Annotated in this window: 15 protein-coding genes; 5 read left to right on the top strand and 10 right to left on the bottom strand. The window is 61.6% G+C overall.

Annotated elements, in window-relative coordinates; all coding sequences use genetic code 11:
* Positions 1-55 precede the first annotated feature (55 nt).
* From panC to dksA, 9 genes are all read right to left on the bottom strand, one after another.
* Positions 56-916: a pantoate--beta-alanine ligase gene (gene panC / locus HU765_RS24770; protein ID WP_186623570.1), complete on the bottom strand. Its 861-nt coding sequence runs from the start codon at positions 914-916 to the stop codon at positions 56-58.
* Positions 913-1713: a 3-methyl-2-oxobutanoate hydroxymethyltransferase gene (gene panB, locus HU765_RS24765; protein WP_186546909.1), complete on the bottom strand. Its 801-nt coding sequence runs from the start codon at positions 1711-1713 to the stop codon at positions 913-915. Before panB ends, panC begins: the two co-directional genes overlap by 4 nt.
* Positions 1714-2150: 437 nt before the next feature.
* Complete coding sequence (folK, locus tag HU765_RS24760; protein ID WP_186623568.1) at positions 2151-2636, bottom strand: 2-amino-4-hydroxy-6-hydroxymethyldihydropteridine diphosphokinase; 486 nt, start codon at positions 2634-2636, stop codon at positions 2151-2153.
* Between the two features lie 3 nt (positions 2637-2639).
* Positions 2640-4040, bottom strand: coding sequence for a polynucleotide adenylyltransferase PcnB (locus tag HU765_RS24755; protein WP_186546911.1), 1401 nt, complete (start codon positions 4038-4040; stop codon positions 2640-2642).
* A 733-nt stretch (positions 4041-4773) separates the two neighbouring features.
* Complete coding sequence (locus HU765_RS24750) at positions 4774-6210, bottom strand: sigma-54 dependent transcriptional regulator (RefSeq protein ID WP_186623566.1); 1437 nt, start codon at positions 6208-6210, stop codon at positions 4774-4776.
* A 22-nt stretch (positions 6211-6232) separates the two neighbouring features.
* Positions 6233-9187, bottom strand: a complete 2955-nt coding sequence (locus tag HU765_RS24745) for a sensor histidine kinase (protein ID WP_186623564.1) — start codon at positions 9185-9187, stop codon at positions 6233-6235.
* Entirely contained in the window at positions 9171-9347 is a 177-nt protein-coding gene (locus HU765_RS24740) for a hypothetical protein (RefSeq protein WP_003176118.1), read from the bottom strand. The genes HU765_RS24745 and HU765_RS24740 overlap by 17 nt, the downstream gene beginning before the upstream one ends.
* A gap of 77 nt (positions 9348-9424) precedes the next feature.
* The gene (gene gluQRS / locus HU765_RS24735; RefSeq protein WP_186623562.1) at positions 9425-10321 is read right to left on the bottom strand and encodes a tRNA glutamyl-Q(34) synthetase GluQRS; all 897 of its coding nucleotides are present in this window, start codon (positions 10319-10321) and stop codon (positions 9425-9427) included.
* A 215-nt stretch (positions 10322-10536) separates the two neighbouring features.
* Positions 10537-10980, bottom strand: coding sequence for an RNA polymerase-binding protein DksA (gene dksA, locus HU765_RS24730; protein ID WP_101157646.1), 444 nt, complete (start codon positions 10978-10980; stop codon positions 10537-10539).
* A 331-nt stretch (positions 10981-11311) separates the two neighbouring features.
* On the opposite strand from dksA, the gene HU765_RS24725 reads away from it, so the two are divergent.
* Entirely contained in the window at positions 11312-12481 is a 1170-nt protein-coding gene (locus HU765_RS24725; protein ID WP_186623560.1) for a pyridoxal phosphate-dependent aminotransferase, read from the top strand.
* Positions 12481-13194 carry a DNA/RNA nuclease SfsA gene (gene sfsA, locus HU765_RS24720; RefSeq protein ID WP_186623551.1) on the top strand — a complete coding sequence of 238 codons (714 nt, stop codon included), beginning with the start codon at positions 12481-12483 and terminating at the stop codon, positions 13192-13194. Before HU765_RS24725 ends, sfsA begins: the two co-directional genes overlap by 1 nt.
* On the opposite strand, the gene HU765_RS24715 is transcribed toward sfsA, so the two are convergent.
* On the bottom strand, positions 13191-13508 hold the full coding sequence (locus HU765_RS24715) for a Rieske (2Fe-2S) protein (RefSeq protein ID WP_186623550.1): 318 nt from the start codon (positions 13506-13508) through the stop codon (positions 13191-13193). The two genes, sfsA and HU765_RS24715, sit on opposite strands and share 4 nt — an antisense overlap.
* A 163-nt stretch (positions 13509-13671) precedes the next feature.
* Between HU765_RS24715 and HU765_RS24710 the strand changes: the two genes are divergently transcribed.
* Genes HU765_RS24710 through HU765_RS24700 form a run of 3 tightly spaced genes read left to right on the top strand, consistent with a single transcriptional unit; the run spans position 13672 to position 16345 of the window.
* A complete protein-coding gene (locus tag HU765_RS24710) occupies positions 13672-14544 on the top strand; it encodes an ABC transporter substrate-binding protein (protein ID WP_186623548.1) in 873 nt (290 codons plus the stop codon).
* A 50-nt stretch (positions 14545-14594) separates the two neighbouring features.
* Positions 14595-15578, top strand: coding sequence for an iron ABC transporter permease (locus tag HU765_RS24705; protein ID WP_186546937.1), 984 nt, complete (start codon positions 14595-14597; stop codon positions 15576-15578).
* A complete protein-coding gene (locus HU765_RS24700) occupies positions 15578-16345 on the top strand; it encodes a heme ABC transporter ATP-binding protein (RefSeq protein WP_186623546.1) in 768 nt (255 codons plus the stop codon). Before HU765_RS24705 ends, HU765_RS24700 begins: the two co-directional genes overlap by 1 nt.
* Positions 16346-16352 lie beyond the last annotated feature (7 nt).

The following is a 16352-nucleotide window of genomic DNA, read 5'->3' as shown; positions in this document are numbered from 1 at the left end:
CTGACTCACCGCTATCGCGAGCAGGCTCACTCCTACAGGGGGGATTTCCGTGTGCTCAGATCGGGCTATCGAGGTTCAGATGCAGGTTGTCGATCAGCCGAGTGGTGCCGAGAAACGCCGCTACCAGAATCACCAGATCGCGATCCTCCGCTGTCGCCGGACGCAACGTCAGGCCATGGCGAATTTCCAGGTAATCCGGACGCAGGCCTGCCGATTCCAGCAGTTGCAACTGCGCGCTGATCAGCGTCGGGTAATCGCGATTACCTTGTTTGATCGCTTCGGCAATATTGCTCAGCGTGCGATAGACCACCGGTGCGACCGCGCGCTGGTCCTCGCTGAGGAAACCGTTACGCGACGACAGTGCCAGACCGTCGGCCGCCCGCACGGTGGGCTCGCCGATGATCTGGATCGGCATGTTGAGGTCATGCACCAGCGCACGGATTACCGCCAGTTGCTGATAATCCTTCTGGCCGAAGATCGCCAGGTCCGGCTGGACCATGTTGAACAGTTTGCTGACCACCGTCGCGACCCCTTCGAAGTGCCCCGGACGGCTGGCGCCGCACAAGCCTTCGGACAGTTGCGGCACGCTGACCCGGGTTTGTCCGGCCATGCCGTCCGGGTACATCTCTTCAACGGTCGGCGCAAACAGCAGGTCGCAACCGGCTTCGAGGAGTTTTTCCTGGTCAGCCGCCAGGGTGCGCGGGTATTTGTCGAGGTCTTCGCCGGCACCGAATTGCAGCGGGTTGACGAAAATGCTCGCGACCACGAAATCGACCCGTTGCGTGGCCTTGGTGACCAGTGCGACATGGCCGCTGTGCAGGTTGCCCATGGTCGGCACAAAGCCGATGCGTTTGCCTTCGCTGCGGGCGCGGGCTACAGCGGCGCGCAGTTCGCGTACGGTTTTGACGGTGTTCATGCGGAGAATCCGTGTTCAATGCCAGGGAACGTGGTGGCTTTGACTTCGTTGACGTAGGCCTTCAGCGCGGACTGGATGCTGTCCTGACCGTGCATGAAGTTCTTGACGAATTTGGGTACTCGGCCGGTGATCGACAGGCCCAGCATGTCGTGCAGCACCAGGACCTGGCCGTCGGTCGCATTACCCGCGCCGATACCGATCACCGGAATCTTCACGGCCTGGCTGATTTCTGCCGCCAGTTCACTGGGCACGCATTCGAGCAACAGCATCGCCGCGCCGGCCTGTTCCAGCGAGATCGCGTCGGCACGCATCTGCCGCGCCTGATTCTCGTTGCGGCCCTGCACCTTATAGCCACCCAGAATGTTCACCGCTTGCGGTGTCAGGCCCATGTGCGCGCAGACCGGCACGCCGCGTTCGGCCAGCAGGCGGATCGACTCGGCCAGCCACAACGCACCTTCGACCTTGACCATGTGCGCGCCGGCCTGCATCAGCATGGCGCTGTTGCTCAAGGTTTGCTCGAGGGTCGCGTTGGCCATGAACGGCAGGTCGGCCAGGATCAGGGCGTCGGTGTTGCCGCGTTTGACGCAGGCGGTGTGGTAGGCCATTTCTGCGGTGGTCACCGGCAGGGTGCTGTCGTGACCTTGCAGGACCATGCCGAGGGAGTCGCCGACCAGCAGCACTTCGACTCCGGCCTCGTTGCAGGCGTGGGCGAAAGTCGCGTCATAGCAGGTCAGCATGGTGATCTTTTCACCTTTCTGCTTGAGGCTCTGGAGCGTGGTCAGGGTGATGGCTGGCATGTAAAAAATCCTCGTTCAGGCGCTCTGGAAACTACAGCGAGTAACGCGCGTGATTCGTCATCTACTCAGGCGCACGGTCTTGTGTCGTGCTTATAAGGCCTGGATTGCGCCCGTATGTGCCGGGTTGGCGGCAGCGGGACGCCTATAGTCGTGATGAGCCAACAGGAAGTCAATTGCGTGTGTTACCGCATTGTTACGTGCCAGGTGTTACCGGCGTTACTGATGCGATTCAGCGTGGCGGCGGGGTTGGTTTGGGGGATTTTTGTCTGACAAGAACTGAAGATTGACAGGTGACCTGTGGCGAGGGGATTTATCCCCGTTGGGTCGCGAAGCGGCCCTGTTTTAGTAATACAGGTTTGGTCAGATTTGGGGCTGCTTCGCAGCCCAACGGGGATAAATCCCCTCGCCACACAACCGCATTCCACAGGGAATTTGTGTCAGGGCTGGGAGAGGCGTTCCAGGCCGACGAACGGGCAGGCTGCCAGCAGGTCGGGCAGGGCGCGGCCGTCAGGCAAGCGCAAATTCTGTGGGGCGAGTTCGGCGAGGGGATAGAGCACGAACGCGCGCTCCTGCATCTGGTAATGCGGGACTTTCAAGCGTGGCTCGTCGATCAGGCGATCGCCGAACAGCAGAATGTCCAGATCCAGAGTCCGCGGCCCCCAGCGCTCCAGACGCTCGCGGCCCTGATCGTTTTCGATCGCCTGCAAGGCATCGAGCAGTTCAATCGGTGCAAGCGAGCTGTCGAGCGCGGCCACTGCGTTGGTATAACGCGGCTGACCGGGCAGCAGGGAATCGCTTTGATAAAAAGCGGAAACGCCGGCAAGGGTGGTTTGCGGCAATTGCCCCAGCGCCGCTATGGCGCTGCGCAATTGTTCGGCGGGGTCAGCGAGGTTGCTGCCCATGCCGATGTAGATACGCTCCACGGCTTACTCGCCCGTCGCGCTCGGCGCACCGGCGCGTTTGCGCTTGGAACCGCTGCTGCGCCGACGTTTGCGTGGCGCGCCACTGGCATCGTCACCCTTGCCGCTGAGGTCGCGGATCATGTCGCGACGCTCGCTGTCGTTGGCGTCCTGATAGTCCGTCCACCATTCGCCGAGGCCATCGGTTTCCTCGCCCGCGCTCTCGCGCAGCAGCAGGAAGTCATAACCGGCCCGGAAACGCGGGTTGTCCAGCAGCAGGTCGGCGCGTTTGCCGCTGCGGCGTGGCAGGCGCTCCTGCATGTCCCAGATCTCGCGGATCGGCATGGTGAAGCGTTTTGGAATCGCGATGCGCTGGCACTGTTCGGCGATCAGTTCGTGAGCGCCTTCCTGCATCGCCGGGATGGGCGGCATGCCACGTTCCTGCAAGCGCAACACGCGGGCCGGCAGCGCAGGCCAGAGCAGGGCGGCAAACAGGAACGCCGGGGTCACCGGTTTGTTCTGCTTGATGCGCAAGTCAGTGTTAGTCAGCGCTTCGCTGATCAGCGTGTGGGTGTACTCCGGGTTGTATTCCAGCGCCTCGGCACTGGCCGGGAACAGCGGGGCGAACAGTTGCAGGTCGACCAGCATTTCAAAGGTGATCGCGCCGTGGCCGGAGAGGAACAGCTTCAGCACCTCTTCGAACAGCCGCGCCGACGGAATCTCGCGCAGCATCGGTGCCAGCTCGCGGATCGGCTGCACGGTGTGCTTTTCGATACCGAAATTGAGTTTGGCGGCAAACCGCACGGCCCGCAGCATGCGCACCGGGTCTTCCTGGTAACGCTGTTTGGGGTCGCCGATCAGACGGATCAGGTGATTGCGAATGTCGTGCACGCCGTTGGCGTAGTCGAGAATGCGCTCGCTGACCGGATCGTAATACAGGGCGTTGATGGTGAAGTCGCGGCGTTGCGCGTCTTCTTCCAGGGTGCCGTAAACGTTGTCGCGCAGGATTCGCCCGCTTTCGTTACGCGAAGACTGGTTGCTGTCTTCGTCGTCTTCGTTGACCGGGTGATTGGCGCGGAAGGTCGCGACTTCAATGATCTCGCGACCGAAATGGATATGCACCAGTTTGAAACGGCGGCCAATGATCCGCGCGTTGCGGAATTCGGCACGGACCTGCTCGGGGGTGGCGCTGGTGGCGACGTCGAAATCCTTGGGCGTGATGCCCAGCAGCATGTCACGCACGCAACCGCCGACCAGATAAGCCTGGTAACCGGCACCTTGCAGGCGTTCGACGATGTTCACCGCATAGCGGCTGAACTGCGTTTTCTGCAGCGAATGTTGGCCGCTGTTGAGCACTTCAGGGGTGCTGCGGATGTGTTGCGTACGACGCACTGGAGTTCGGAATGACTGGAACAGCTTCTTCAGCATGGGATGCACTGTTTGAAGGAATGTTCGGCCATACCAAAAGAATGACCGCATGATGGGCGCAGATTCTAGCATTTAGTCGGGGGATGGTGTAGGAGACAGCAGATTCGAGCTGTAAGCCGCGTGCTACAAGGGGCGAGCGAGGCAAAAAGGGGGATTTCACGGACGGGAGAAACTACAAGGGGAGCCGAAGCTCCCCAAGAAGTAGTTGCGTGCTCTTTTTATTATTGATTCGGGCTTCTTGTTTTTGTTGAGTGCCCTCGCCACGAAGTGTTTCCTTCGTGACCCTCCCAATCGGGAGCCAAGAGCAAACGGATTGCTTTGGTCGCTGAATTGCAGTGATCTGTCGATCCAACCAGTACAGGCTCTGTCTTAGGACAGTTTTTGTTGTTCTCGGCCTGGTCGTGGGGCAAGCCCCAAATACAACGCCTCTCCAAAAGAATCAGTTAGCTGCGCCTCTCGCCGTCTTGTTTTTATTGTGCGTGAGTCGATTCGTCTTATTTTTATTGTCTTGTTCATTGCTTGTTATTGTTCTTGTACCAAACATATAGCAGGGTGCGTGCCAACTTTTGCCAAGCCCAGTAAAACAAGGGGTTAGGTCGATATAACCGTTTTGCAGGGGCGAAAAAAAGCCGGGGTTTCGTTACCGATAACCCCGGCTTCTGTTACGTGAATCGACTGCGGTAACAGTTTCTTCACAAGGTCATGCGTTACCCGCCCGCGTGTTGGGTAACGCTCAGCTCTCGCTGGCGACCCCGGTCTTGCGGCGTGGAATGCCCAGACGTTGACGACGCTCCCACAGGCATTTGCGGCTGACGCCGAGTTTGCGCGCCAGTTCGGTCTCGGTCATGTGGTCCTGATGCTCTAGGACGAAGTGCTGGAAATAGTCTTCCAGCGACAAGTCCTCAGTCGGCTCATGGCTGCTGTTGCTCGCGTTACCGCCGGTCTGTGGCGGCAGGCCGATGAACTCGTCGTCTTCCAGATCGCTCAGCTCGATGTCGATGCCCAGCAGGTCGGCGGAAATCTCCGGGCTCTCGCTGAGAATCACCGCGCGCTCGACCGCGTTCTCCAGTTCACGCACGTTACCCGGCCAGGAATAGTGCCGGATGGCCTGTTCGGCATCGGCGGCAAATTTGAGATCGGTGCGGTTGATGCGCGCGCTCTGGCGAGCGAGGAAAGCATTGGCGATCTCGTTGACGTCGGCACCGCGCTCGCGCAGCGGCGGCAGCTTCAAGGCAATCACGTGCAGGCGGTAATAAAGGTCTTCACGGAACTGGCCGATTTTCGCCAGGCTTTTCAGATCGCGGTGGGTCGCGGCGATCAGACGTACATCGACTTTCTGCGATTGCACCGAGCCGACCCGGCGAATTTCGCCTTCCTGCAAGACCCGCAGTAAGCGAGCCTGGGCTTCCAGTGGCAGTTCGCCGATTTCATCGAGGAACAACGTGCCGCCGTCCGCGGCTTCGACCAGACCGGCGCGCCCGGCGCTGGCGCCGGTGAACGCGCCTTTCTCGTGGCCGAACAGTTCGGACTCGATCAGGCTTTCCGGGATGGCCGCGCAGTTGACCGAGATCATCGGCGCCTTGGCGCGTTTCGACAGATTGTGCAGGGCACGGGCCACCAGTTCCTTGCCGGTGCCGGATTCGCCCTGGATCAGCACATTGGAATCGGTTGGCGCGACTTTGCGGATCTTGCTGTACAGGTCCTGCATGGGCGGGCACGAGCCGATGATGCCGATCTCGCCGTTGCTGTTGTCGCTGGCGGCCTTGTTGCTGCCGTTGGTCGGTTTGCTGGCAACGGCTTCGCCGCCAGCCGGGGCCGATTGCCGATCGCGCAGGATCCGCGCGACGGCCTGGAGCATTTCATCGTGGTCGAAAGGCTTGGCGATGTAATCCACCGCGCCCATCTTCATCGAGTCGACCGCCGAGCGCAGGCTGGCATAGCTGGTCATGATCAGCACCGGTGTGCCCTGGCCAAGCTTGATCAACTCGGTGCCCGGCGCACCCGGCAGGCGCAAGTCGCTGACGATCAGATCGAACGTGGGAATGGTGAAGCGTTCTTGTGCTTCCTGCACTGAACCGGCTTCGCTGACCTGATACTGGTTACGTTCCAGCAGGCGGCGCAAGGCGGAGCGGATAATTGTTTCGTCTTCGACGATCAAAATGTGCGGCATTGATTCGATACTCTCGACGGTCTCAGTTCACAGCGGACGTCGCTTCGACATGACGCGGCAAGGTCACCCGGATACGGGTGCCGCGTTGGCTTTGTACATCAGCCGGGCTGTCGATGGTGATTTGTCCATAATGCTCTTCAACGATGGAATAGACCAGTGCAAGGCCCAGACCGGTGCCTTCGCCAGGATCCTTGGTGGTGAAGAAGGGTTCGAACAATCGGTCCATGATGCTCGACGGAATACCGCTGCCTTCGTCCTCGACGATCAGATCGACCGTGTGTTCGCCGGCTTCGCTCTTGACCCGTACGGCGCTGCCGGGCGGCGAGGCGTCACGGGCGTTCGAGAGCAGATTGATCAGTACCTGGGCGAGCCGTTGCGGATCGCCTTCGACCCAGTGCTCGGGGTCGCACAGGTTGTAGAACTGTACTTCGAAGTTGCGTCGGTTCAGGGCCAGCAGGCCGATGGCATCCTGCGCGACCTGCGCCAGACAAACGGGCTCGTCACTGTGCTGATGGCTGCCGGCGTGGGCAAAGCTCATCAGCGACTGGACGATGCGCGACACGCGTTTGGTCTGCTCGAGAATCTGCCCGCTGATTTCCGTCAGCTCACTGTCGTCTTCACGCTCTTCGCGCAGATTCTGCGCCAGGCAGGCGATCCCGGTAATCGGGTTGCCGATTTCATGGGCCACACCCGCCGCCAGGCGACCGATGCTGGCCAGACGTTCGGAGTGCACCAGTTTATCTTCGAGCATCTGCGTTTCAGTCAAATCCTCGACCAGCAGCACCAGGCCGCTGTTGCCCGGTGCCAGCGGCTCATCAATTGCCGCTTTGTGCAGGTTCAGCCAGCGAGTCTGGCCGTCGAGGGCCAAGTGTTGTTTGTGCAGGTGCTCGTCGGGCAGGTCGATGAAACCCTGCAGCAGCTCTTTCCACGGATCGGCAATGGTGCTCAGGCGCGAGCCGACCACCCGTTGCGCGGCAATCCCGGTCAACTCTTCCATGGCCTTGTTCCACATCAGGATCTCCTGATCCTTGGCCAGCGAGCAGACACCCATCGGCAGTTCCTGCAGAGTCTGGCGGTGGTAGCGGCGCAGCGCATCGAGTTCGGCGGCCAGACCGGTGAGGCGCGAGTGATAATCCTCGAGGCGGCTTTCGATGAAATGAATGTCTTCAGTGACGTAGTTTTCGCCGCCGGCCTTGTACGGCAGGAAGGTTTCGACCATGTCCTGCGCCACGCTCGGGCCCATCAGGCCGGAGAGGTTGGCTTCAATGCGATCACGCAGTCGGCGCAGGGCGTAAGGCCGGCGCTCGTCGAACGGCAGATAAAGGTCACGCAGGGCCTGTTCGACTTCTTTCTGTGCGGCTTTGGCGCCGAGCGGTTTGGCCAGTTGTGTGGCGAATTCCTGTGGCGAGGCCGCGTGCAGCTCACGACGTTGCGGGCGGCGCACGTTATCCACCGCGCAGGCTTCGGCGGCACTCGCCTCTTCCGGACTGGCGTTGGTGAACAGCGAGATCAGGGTGAACATCAAGACGTTGGCCGCCAGCGAGGCGATGGCCGCCATGTGCCAACTGGTGTCGTCGAGCACATAAATCATGTTCAGCAGCGGAATGTAGAAACCCTGCAGATTGCCGACCAGCGGCAGTAGCATGGTCACCACCCAGACCAGAATCCCCGCCAGCAAGCCTGCGATAAAGCCGCGACGGTTGGCGGTCGGCCAGTACAGCACCGACAACACCCCCGGCAGAAATTGCAGGGTGGCGACGAACGCGACGATGCCGAGGTTGGCCAGATCCTGTTCGGCGCCGAGCATCAGGTAGAAACCGAAACCGGCCATGATGATCGCGACGATCAGCGCCCGGCGCGTCCACTTCAGCCAGCGGTAGATATTGCCTTCGGCTGGCGGCTGGTAAAGCGGCAGCACCAGATGGTTGAGGGCCATGCCCGACAGCGCCAGGGTGGTGACGATGATCAGACCACTTGCCGCCGACAGACCGCCCACATAAGCGAGCAGTGCGAGCGGCTTGCTGTTGGCGGCAATGCCGATGCCCAAGGTGAAATATTCCGGATTGGTCGTGGCGCCAAGCTTCAGGCCGGCCCAGAGAATCAGCGGCACCGCCAGGCTCATCAACAACAGGAACAGTGGCAAGCCCCAGCTCGCGCTGACCAGCGAGCGCGGGTTGAGGTTTTCGGTGAAGGTCATGTGATACATGTGTGGCATGACGATTGCCGAGGCGAAGAACACCAGCAGCAGCGTGCGCCATGGCCCTTCCTGTAACGGCGTATGCAGCGCGGCGAGGGCGGTCTGGTTCTGCAACAGCCACAGTTCCAGATGTTGCGGGCCGTCGAATACCCCATAGAGCGCATACAGGCCGACGCCGCCGAGGGCGATTAGTTTAATCACCGACTCAAAGGCGATGGCGAACACCAGCCCTTCATGTTTCTCGCGGGTGGCGATATGGCGCGAGCCAAAGAAGATCGTGAACAGAATGATCAGTGCACAGAACGCCAGCGCCACGCGGCTCTGAATCGGCTCGCCGGTCAGGATGCCGATGGAGTCGGCCACTGCCTGAATCTGCAAGGCCAGCAGGGGCAGAACGCCGATCAGCATGAAAATCGTGGTCAGCGCGCCGGCCCAGGTGCTGCGAAAACGGAAGGCGAACAGATCCGCCAGCGACGACAACTGGTAAGTGCGGGTGATTTTCAGGATCGGATAGAGCAGCACCGGTGCCAGCAGAAATGCACCGGACACGCCGAGATAGCTGGAAAGGAAACCGTAGCCGTACTGATACGCCAGGCCCACCGTGCCGTAGAACGCCCACGCGCTGGCGTAAACCCCCAACGACAAGGTGTAAGTCAGCGGGTGGCGAATGATCGCTCGCGGGATCATGCCCCGTTCGCTGACCCAGGCCACGCCGAACAGCGCCGCCAGGTACGCGGCGCTGATCAGAAGCATCTGGGTCAGGCTAAAGCTCATCGGCATCTTTTTGGCTCTGCAGGATGAAGGTCACGACAATCAGGATCAGCCAGAGCAGATAAGGGCGATACCAGGCGCCCGTCGCGTCGATCCACCAATCCATGATGGCGGGGGAGAACAGATAGATCCCGACGACCAAAAGCAGGACCAAGCGATAGATGTACATCCCGGCCTCTCTTTTTTATGCGCGTGCCCGAAAACGTGCGGCGATGGTAACGGATGGGCGCGCGACTGCAAGTGTCGTCATTGCAGTTGCGCTTCAGGCAGCGTCAGTGTGCGTGGAATCTTGTCCGCATCCCAATGAGCGCTGCCCCAGGCGAGCAGTTCGTGCGGCGAAGCGTGGGCCAGTTCACTGCCGGGTTTTTGCCCCAGTGCGCGCAAGGCACGCAGCAGCAACGGCGTGGCTTGATCGGCTTCGAGCGGCGGCGAACGGTAGGACTTGCCGAGCTTGTTGCCGTCGGGCTGGGTGATCAGCGGCAGGTGCAGGTAGCGCGGTTGTTTCAGGCCCAGCAGCTCTTGCAGATACAACTGGCGGGGCGTCGAGTCGAGCAGGTCGGCGCCGCGCACGATGTCGGTGATGCCTTGCCAGGCATCGTCGAGCACCACGGCGAGTTGATAAGCGTAGAGGCCGTCGCGGCGGCGGATCACGAAGTCGCCAACGTCACGGCCCAGATGCTGGCGGAATTCGCCCTGCACGCGGTCGATGAAGTGGTATTCCAGTTCCGGCACGCGCAGACGGATCGCCGCATCTTGCTGGTCATGGCCGGCGTTGCGGCAAAAGCCGGGATAAATCCCGTGATACGGCTCAAGTTGTTTGCGCGAACAGGTGCAGGCGTAAGCCAGACCGTGATTGAACAGGCTGTCGAGCACTTCGGCATAGGCCGCGTGCCGCTCGCTCTGGCGCACCATTTCGCCGTCCCATTCGAAGCCGTAACTTTCCAGGGCCTTGAGAATCGCCGCTTGCGCACCGGGCTCTTCGCGCGGCGGATCGAGGTCTTCCATGCGCACCAGCCATTGGCCGCCGACCGATCGGGCATCGAGATAGGAGGCCAGCGCAGCGACCAGCGAACCGAAGTGCAGGTGGCCACTGGGGGTGGGGGCGAAACGGCCGATGTAGGCGGGGGAGGTTTTGGCGGTCATGAGAGAAAATACAATTTTTCGGGATTCGGCACATTACCTCTGTGGGAGGGGGCTTGCTCCCGAAGGCGGCTATTCAGACACCTTTGATGTCGAATGACACGCCGCATTCGGGAGCAAGCCCCCTCCCACAAAGGCAGTCAAGAGGCGGGGCGGCAGGCAAACTGTAGAAACAAAAACGGAGCGTTCGCACGCTCCGTTTGCTGTTCAGGCCGAAATTACTTGCCGACCTGCTTTTCCTTGATTTCCGCCAGGGTCTTGCAGTCGATGCACAGATCCGCTGTTGGACGGGCTTCGAGGCGCTTGACGCCGATCTCGATGCCGCAGGACTCGCACCAGCCGTACTCTTCGTCTTCGATCAGTTGCAGGGTCTTGTCGATTTTCTTGATCAGCTTGCGCTCGCGGTCGCGGGCGCGCAGTTCGAGGGCGAATTCTTCTTCCTGGCTGGCACGGTCGGCCGGGTCAGGGAAGTTGGCCGCTTCGTCTTTCATGTGATCAACCGTACGGTCGACTTCCTGCATCAAGTCCAGTTTCCACTTGTTCAGGATCTTGGTGAAATGCGCGCGCATCGGAGCGCCCATGTACTCTTCACCCGCCTTCGGAACGTAAGGTTCGAAGCCGCTGATCGTCGCTTGCTGCTGTTGCTTTGCTTGGGTGGACATGAAATAGACCGCCTCTACTCTTGTAATCCATTGCGCAGGAAGCTCCATCACCGACACCTGCCGGCCCTGCGGCTGCAAGCGGGCGAACTTACCAGATCAATTCAGCCGGCGCTACTCCCGGATGTCGAGGCCCCGGCGGGTGGCGCTTGCAGATGTTTGGCAAGTCGTGTCTGGTGGGATGCAGACCTGTTCAATCAGTGATTTTAGTCAATCCTGGAGCGAACGCTCATCTCGTTACAGTCCAGTGTTCTTGAGGCTGTGACCGCTGCGGGTTCTCGCTCGTTCCGGTAGATGGGTAGAATCGACTCTTTTTTCCGTCGAAGGCAATCCAATGGCCCCCTACAGTGCGCGCAGTCGTGCGATCGAACCGTTCCATGTGATGGCGCTGCTGGCGCGGGCCAACGAACTGCAGGCCGACGGTCACGATGTGATTCACCTGGAAATCGGCGAGCCGGACTTCACCACTGCCGAGCCGATCATTCGCGCCGGGCAAGCCGCGTTGACGGCGGGCAAGACCCGTTACACCGCGGCGCGCGGCATTCCTGAGCTGCGTGAGGCGATTTCCGGGTTTTACCAGTCGCGCTATGGCTTGAATATCGATCCGCGCCGGATCCTGATCACGCCCGGTGGTTCTGGCGCGCTGCTGCTCGCGAGCGCGTTACTGGTCGATCCCGGCAAGCACTGGCTGCTGGCGGATCCGGGCTATCCGTGTAACCGGCACTTTTTGCGTCTGGTTGAAGGTGCGGCGCAGTTGGTGCCGGTCGGGCCGGACGTGCGCTATCAACTGACCCCGGACCTCGTCGAGCGGCACTGGGACCATGATAGTGTCGGCGCGCTGGTCGCCTCGCCGGCCAACCCGACCGGGACGATTCTGACCCGTGCCGAGCTGGCCGGGTTATCCACAGCCATCAAGGCGCGGCACGGCCATTTGGTGGTGGATGAGATCTACCACGGTCTGACGTACGGCACCGATGCCGCCAGCGTGCTCGAAGTCGATGACAGTGCGTTTGTCCTGAACAGTTTTTCCAAGTACTTCGGTATGACCGGCTGGCGTCTCGGCTGGCTGGTGGCGCCGGACGCGGCGGTCGGCGAACTGGAAAAACTTGCACAAAACCTCTACATCAGCGCGCCGAGCATGGCGCAGCACGCGGCTCTGGCCTGTTTTGAGCCCGATACGCTGACGATTCTCGAGGAACGCCGCGCCGAATTCGGCCGCCGACGGGATTTCCTCCTGCCGGCGTTGCGCGAGCTGGGCTTCAACATTGCCGTCGAGCCTGAAGGCGCTTTCTATCTTTATGCCGATATCAGCCAGTTTGGCGGCGATGCCTTCGCGTTCTGCCAACATTTCCTCGAAACAGAACATGTTGCTTTCACCCCCGGCCTGGATTTTGGCCGCTATCAGGCCAGCCACCATGTGCGGTTCGCCTATACGCAAAACCTTGCGCGCTTGCAGGAAGCGGTGGAGCGCATCGCCCGTGGTTTGAAGAGCTGGCAAGGCTGATGCGTTTTTATCCACCGCTGGAACAGGCGCGGCTGATCCGTCGTTACAAGCGCTTTCTCGCTGACATCGAAACCGTCAGCGGCGAATTGCTGACCATCCACTGCCCGAACACCGGTTCGATGCTCAATTGCCAGGTCGAAGGCGGGCAAGTCTGGTTCAGTCGCTCCAACGACCCGAAACGCAAATTGCCCGGCACTTGGGAAATCGGCGAGACCCCGCAGGGCCGCTTGTTTTGCGTGAACACCGGGCGGGCCAACGGACTGGTCGAGGAAGCGTTGCAGGCTGGCGTCATTACCGAATTGGCCGGGTTTACTGCTTTGAAGCGGGAAGTGGCTTACGGGCAGGAAAAGAGCCGCATCGATTTCCGCCTCGAATACCCCAGTGGCCCGGCTTATATCGAAGTGAAAAGCGTCACGCTGGGCTTCGACGGTACGGCCGTGGCCGCGTTTCCCGATGCGGTGACCCAGCGCGGCGCCAAGCATTTGCGTGAGCTGGCGCATCTGGCACGGGACGGGATCCGCGCGGTGCAGTTGTATTGCGTCAATCTCACCGGGATTGAGGCCGTGCGTCCGGCCAGGGAAATCGACTCGGCCTACGCCGATGCGCTTCTCGAAGCGATCGCTTGTGGCGTCGAGGTGCTGGCGTATGGCGTGCGCCTGGATCATCAAGAGCTGGTCATTGATCGGCGTCTCGACGTATTGCTCAACGGTTAAACGTCTATCCACAGCCCTTGCGCATCTTCGCGGCAGGCAATCGCCGTCAACGCTTGCCCGGCGCAGGGGCCGGCGACGCATTCACCGTCCTCGATCAGAAACAGGGCGCCGTGGGTGGCGCACTGGATCAGACTGTTGCTCGGATCGAGAAACTGGTCGGGTTGCCATTCCAGCCCGACGCCTCGGTGCGGGCAGCGGTTGAGGTAGACATAGGCCTGCCCGCCACGTCGCACGGCAAACAGCTTTTTCCCGTCGATATCGAAACCGCGACTACCGGCCTCGACCAGATCGACCCCGGCGCAGAGAAACTTCATGGCTATCCTCAAGTGTCCGCTCGTGTCTGGATATGTCCGAGCTTGACGTTTAAATGCAAACAATTATCAAATGGCGGCCTTCTCCCACGGGGATCGGACAGAGGCCGAGGATACTTGGCCTGTCGTCCGGATGCCCGGGAAACCTTATTCAAGGAAGCTGTGTATGCGCCTGAGTGCTCGCGTTGCTGTGCTGTGTGTCGGCCTGTTTGTCAGCCACCAGGCCGCAGCGGCGGATTTGCCGCAACGCTGGGTCAGTGCTGGCGGCGCGTTGTCGGAATGGGTCAGCGCGCTGGGCGGCGAATCGAAACTGGTGGGTGTCGACACCACCAGCCAGCATCCGCAATCGCTGAAGGCACTGCCAAGCATCGGTTATCAGCGCAGCCTGTCCGCCGAGGGTATCTTGAGCCTGCGCCCGGACATTCTGATCGGCACGGAGGAAATGGGCCCGCCGCCGGTGCTTGCACAGGTGAAAGCGGCCAAGGTGCAGGTGCAGTTGTTCTCGGCCGAGCCTGACCTGCCCACGCTGGAACATACAGTGACGCAACTCGGGCAACTGCTCGGTGCGGAACAACAGGCGGCGCGGTTGCTGCAAACGTATCAACAGCAACTCGCTGCGCAAAAGGCGCGAGTCGCTCAAGCGCAAACTCGACAGAAAGCCCCGGGCGTTCTGCTGTTGCTCGGGCATGCCGGCGGCAAGCCATTGATCGCCGGCAAGGACACCGCGGCCGATTGGCTGCTGCAACAGGCGGGCGGGCATAACCTGGCGACGCACACCGGCTACAAGGCGTTTTCGGTAGAGGCACTCGCCGGTCTCGATCCGCAAGTGCTGGTTTTTGCTGATCGGGCACTCACCGGTGAGGCGGCAAAAGCTGCGTTGTTCAAGGAAAACCCGATCCTTGCCGGCAGTCGTGCGGCCAAGGCCGGGCGCGTGCTGGAGCTGGATCCGACGTTGCTGGTCGGCGGGCTTGGGCCGCGTCTGCCGGCAGCGTTGAAAAACTTGTCGGACAGTTTCTATCCGGCCAAGAGCGACCAATGACCAGATTGGTCAAACCTCGCGCGCTGTTCATCGGCCTGGCGCTCCTGTGTTTGCTGGCGATCTGGCTGTCACTGGCGCTGGGACCGGTCAGCCTGCCGCTGTTCGATACGCTGCGCGCGGCACTGCGCATGCTCGGCGTGCCGTTGGCGCCGGAAGGTCTGGAGCAGGCTGAGTTGATCGTTGGGCAGATTCGTCTGCCGCGTACGTTGCTCGGGCTGGCGGTTGGCGGGGTGCTGGCGTTGTCCGGCGTGGCGATGCAGGGACTGTTTCGCAATCCGCTGGCGGACCCGGGGCTGGTCGGGGTGTCCAGTGGTGCGGCGCTGGGTGCTGCGGTGGCGATTGTCGGCGGCTCTTTTTTTGGCGGTTTGCCGGAAGCGTTCGGCCCCTATTTATTGTCGGTGTGCGCATTTCTCGGCGGGCTTGGTGTAACGGCGCTGGTTTATCGGCTCGGCCGGCGTAATGGTCAGACGCATGTGGCGACCATGCTCCTGGCGGGCATCGCGCTGACGGCACTGGCCGGTTCGGCGGTCGGGCTGTTCACGTATCTGGCCGACGATGCGACGTTGCGCACGCTGACGTTCTGGAACCTTGGCAGCCTTAATGGCGCCAGTTATGCGCGGCTGTGGCCATTGCTGATCATCAGCGCTGCGGTGGCAGCGTGGCTGCCGCGCCGGGCCAAGGCACTCAATGCCTTGCTGCTGGGTGAATCCGAGGCCGGGCATCTGGGCATCGATGTCGAGCGGCTCAAGCGCGAGTTGGTGTTCTGCACCGCGCTGGGGGTTGGCGCGGCGGTGGCGGCGGCGGGGATGATCGGTTTTGTCGGGCTGGTGGTGCCGCATCTGGTGCGCTTGTTGTCCGGTCCCGACCATCGCGTGTTGCTCCCGGCCTCGGTGCTGGCGGGCGCGAGCCTGCTGTTGCTGGCCGATCTGGTGGCGCGTCTGGCGCTGGCGCCGGCGGAGTTGCCGATCGGTATCGTCACGGCGTTTATCGGTGCGCCGTTCTTTCTTTACCTGCTGCTGCGAGGGCGAGCCTGATGTTGCGCGCCGACCATCTGCACGTTCAGCGTGGCCGCAAGGTTGTGCTCAGTGACGTCACGCTCCAGCTCGAACCGGGCGAAGTGCTTGGCGTACTCGGGCCGAACGGTGCCGGTAAAAGTACCTTGCTCGCAGCCTTGTGCGGTGAGTTGGCGCCCAGCTCAGGCACGGTTTGCCTCGATGGGCACGGGTTGAATCATTGGAGCGGCACACAGCGGGCGCAGCGTCTGGCGGTGCTGCCGCAGGCATCGACGCTGGATTTCGCCTTTCGTGTCGAAGAAGTGGTCGGCATGGGCCGGTTGCCTTATCAGTGCGGTCGGGTGCGCGATGACGAGATTATCGCCGCCGCGCTGGCCGCCGCAGATGCCGGGCACCTGAGCGGCCGCAGTTATCTGGCGTTGTCGGGTGGCGAGCGCCAGCGCGTGCATCTGGCGCGGGTGCTGGCCCAGCTCTGGCCGGGGCAGGCGGGGCAAACGCTACTGCTGGATGAGCCGACGTCGATGCTCGACCCGCTGCATCAGCACACGACCTTGCACGCGGTGCGCGAGTTTGCCGGCCGTGGCGCGGCGGTGCTGGTCATCCTGCATGATTTGAATCTGGCGGCGCGTTATTGTGACCGGGTCTTGCTGCTTGAAGCTGGGCGCCCGGTAGCGCTGGACACGCCTGAGCGGGTGTTGCGCCCGGATTCGCTCAAGGCCGTGTTCGGGCTGGACGTGTTGGTGCAACCGCACCCGGAGCGCGGGCATCCGCTGATCATCGCCCGCTGACTGGAAT

The organism is Pseudomonas sp. SWRI81 (assembly GCF_014268545.1).
Lineage (GTDB): Bacteria > Pseudomonadota > Gammaproteobacteria > Pseudomonadales > Pseudomonadaceae > Aquipseudomonas > Aquipseudomonas hamedanensis.
This window is presented reverse-complemented; position numbering and strand designations above follow the sequence as displayed.

Coding starts and splice junctions, on each gene's coding strand:
- panB (WP_186546909.1), bottom strand. CDS start 1,713: ATGCCAGCCATCACCCTGACCACGCTCCAGAGCCTCAAGCAGAAAGGT.
- HU765_RS24700 (WP_186623546.1), top strand. CDS start 15,578: ATGTTGCGCGCCGACCATCTGCACGTTCAGCGTGGCCGCAAGGTTGTG.
- HU765_RS24725 (WP_186623560.1), top strand. CDS start 11,312: ATGGCCCCCTACAGTGCGCGCAGTCGTGCGATCGAACCGTTCCATGTG.
- HU765_RS24710 (WP_186623548.1), top strand. CDS start 13,672: ATGCGCCTGAGTGCTCGCGTTGCTGTGCTGTGTGTCGGCCTGTTTGTC.
- HU765_RS24750 (WP_186623566.1), bottom strand. CDS start 6,210: ATGCCGCACATTTTGATCGTCGAAGACGAAACAATTATCCGCTCCGCC.
- gluQRS (WP_186623562.1), bottom strand. CDS start 10,321: ATGACCGCCAAAACCTCCCCCGCCTACATCGGCCGTTTCGCCCCCACC.
- HU765_RS24740 (WP_003176118.1), bottom strand. CDS start 9,347: ATGTACATCTATCGCTTGGTCCTGCTTTTGGTCGTCGGGATCTATCTG.
- dksA (WP_101157646.1), bottom strand. CDS start 10,980: ATGTCCACCCAAGCAAAGCAACAGCAGCAAGCGACGATCAGCGGCTTC.
- panC (WP_186623570.1), bottom strand. CDS start 916: ATGAACACCGTCAAAACCGTACGCGAACTGCGCGCCGCTGTAGCCCGC.
- HU765_RS24755 (WP_186546911.1), bottom strand. CDS start 4,040: ATGCTGAAGAAGCTGTTCCAGTCATTCCGAACTCCAGTGCGTCGTACG.
- sfsA (WP_186623551.1), top strand. CDS start 12,481: ATGCGTTTTTATCCACCGCTGGAACAGGCGCGGCTGATCCGTCGTTAC.
- HU765_RS24745 (WP_186623564.1), bottom strand. CDS start 9,187: ATGCCGATGAGCTTTAGCCTGACCCAGATGCTTCTGATCAGCGCCGCG.
- HU765_RS24715 (WP_186623550.1), bottom strand. CDS start 13,508: ATGAAGTTTCTCTGCGCCGGGGTCGATCTGGTCGAGGCCGGTAGTCGC.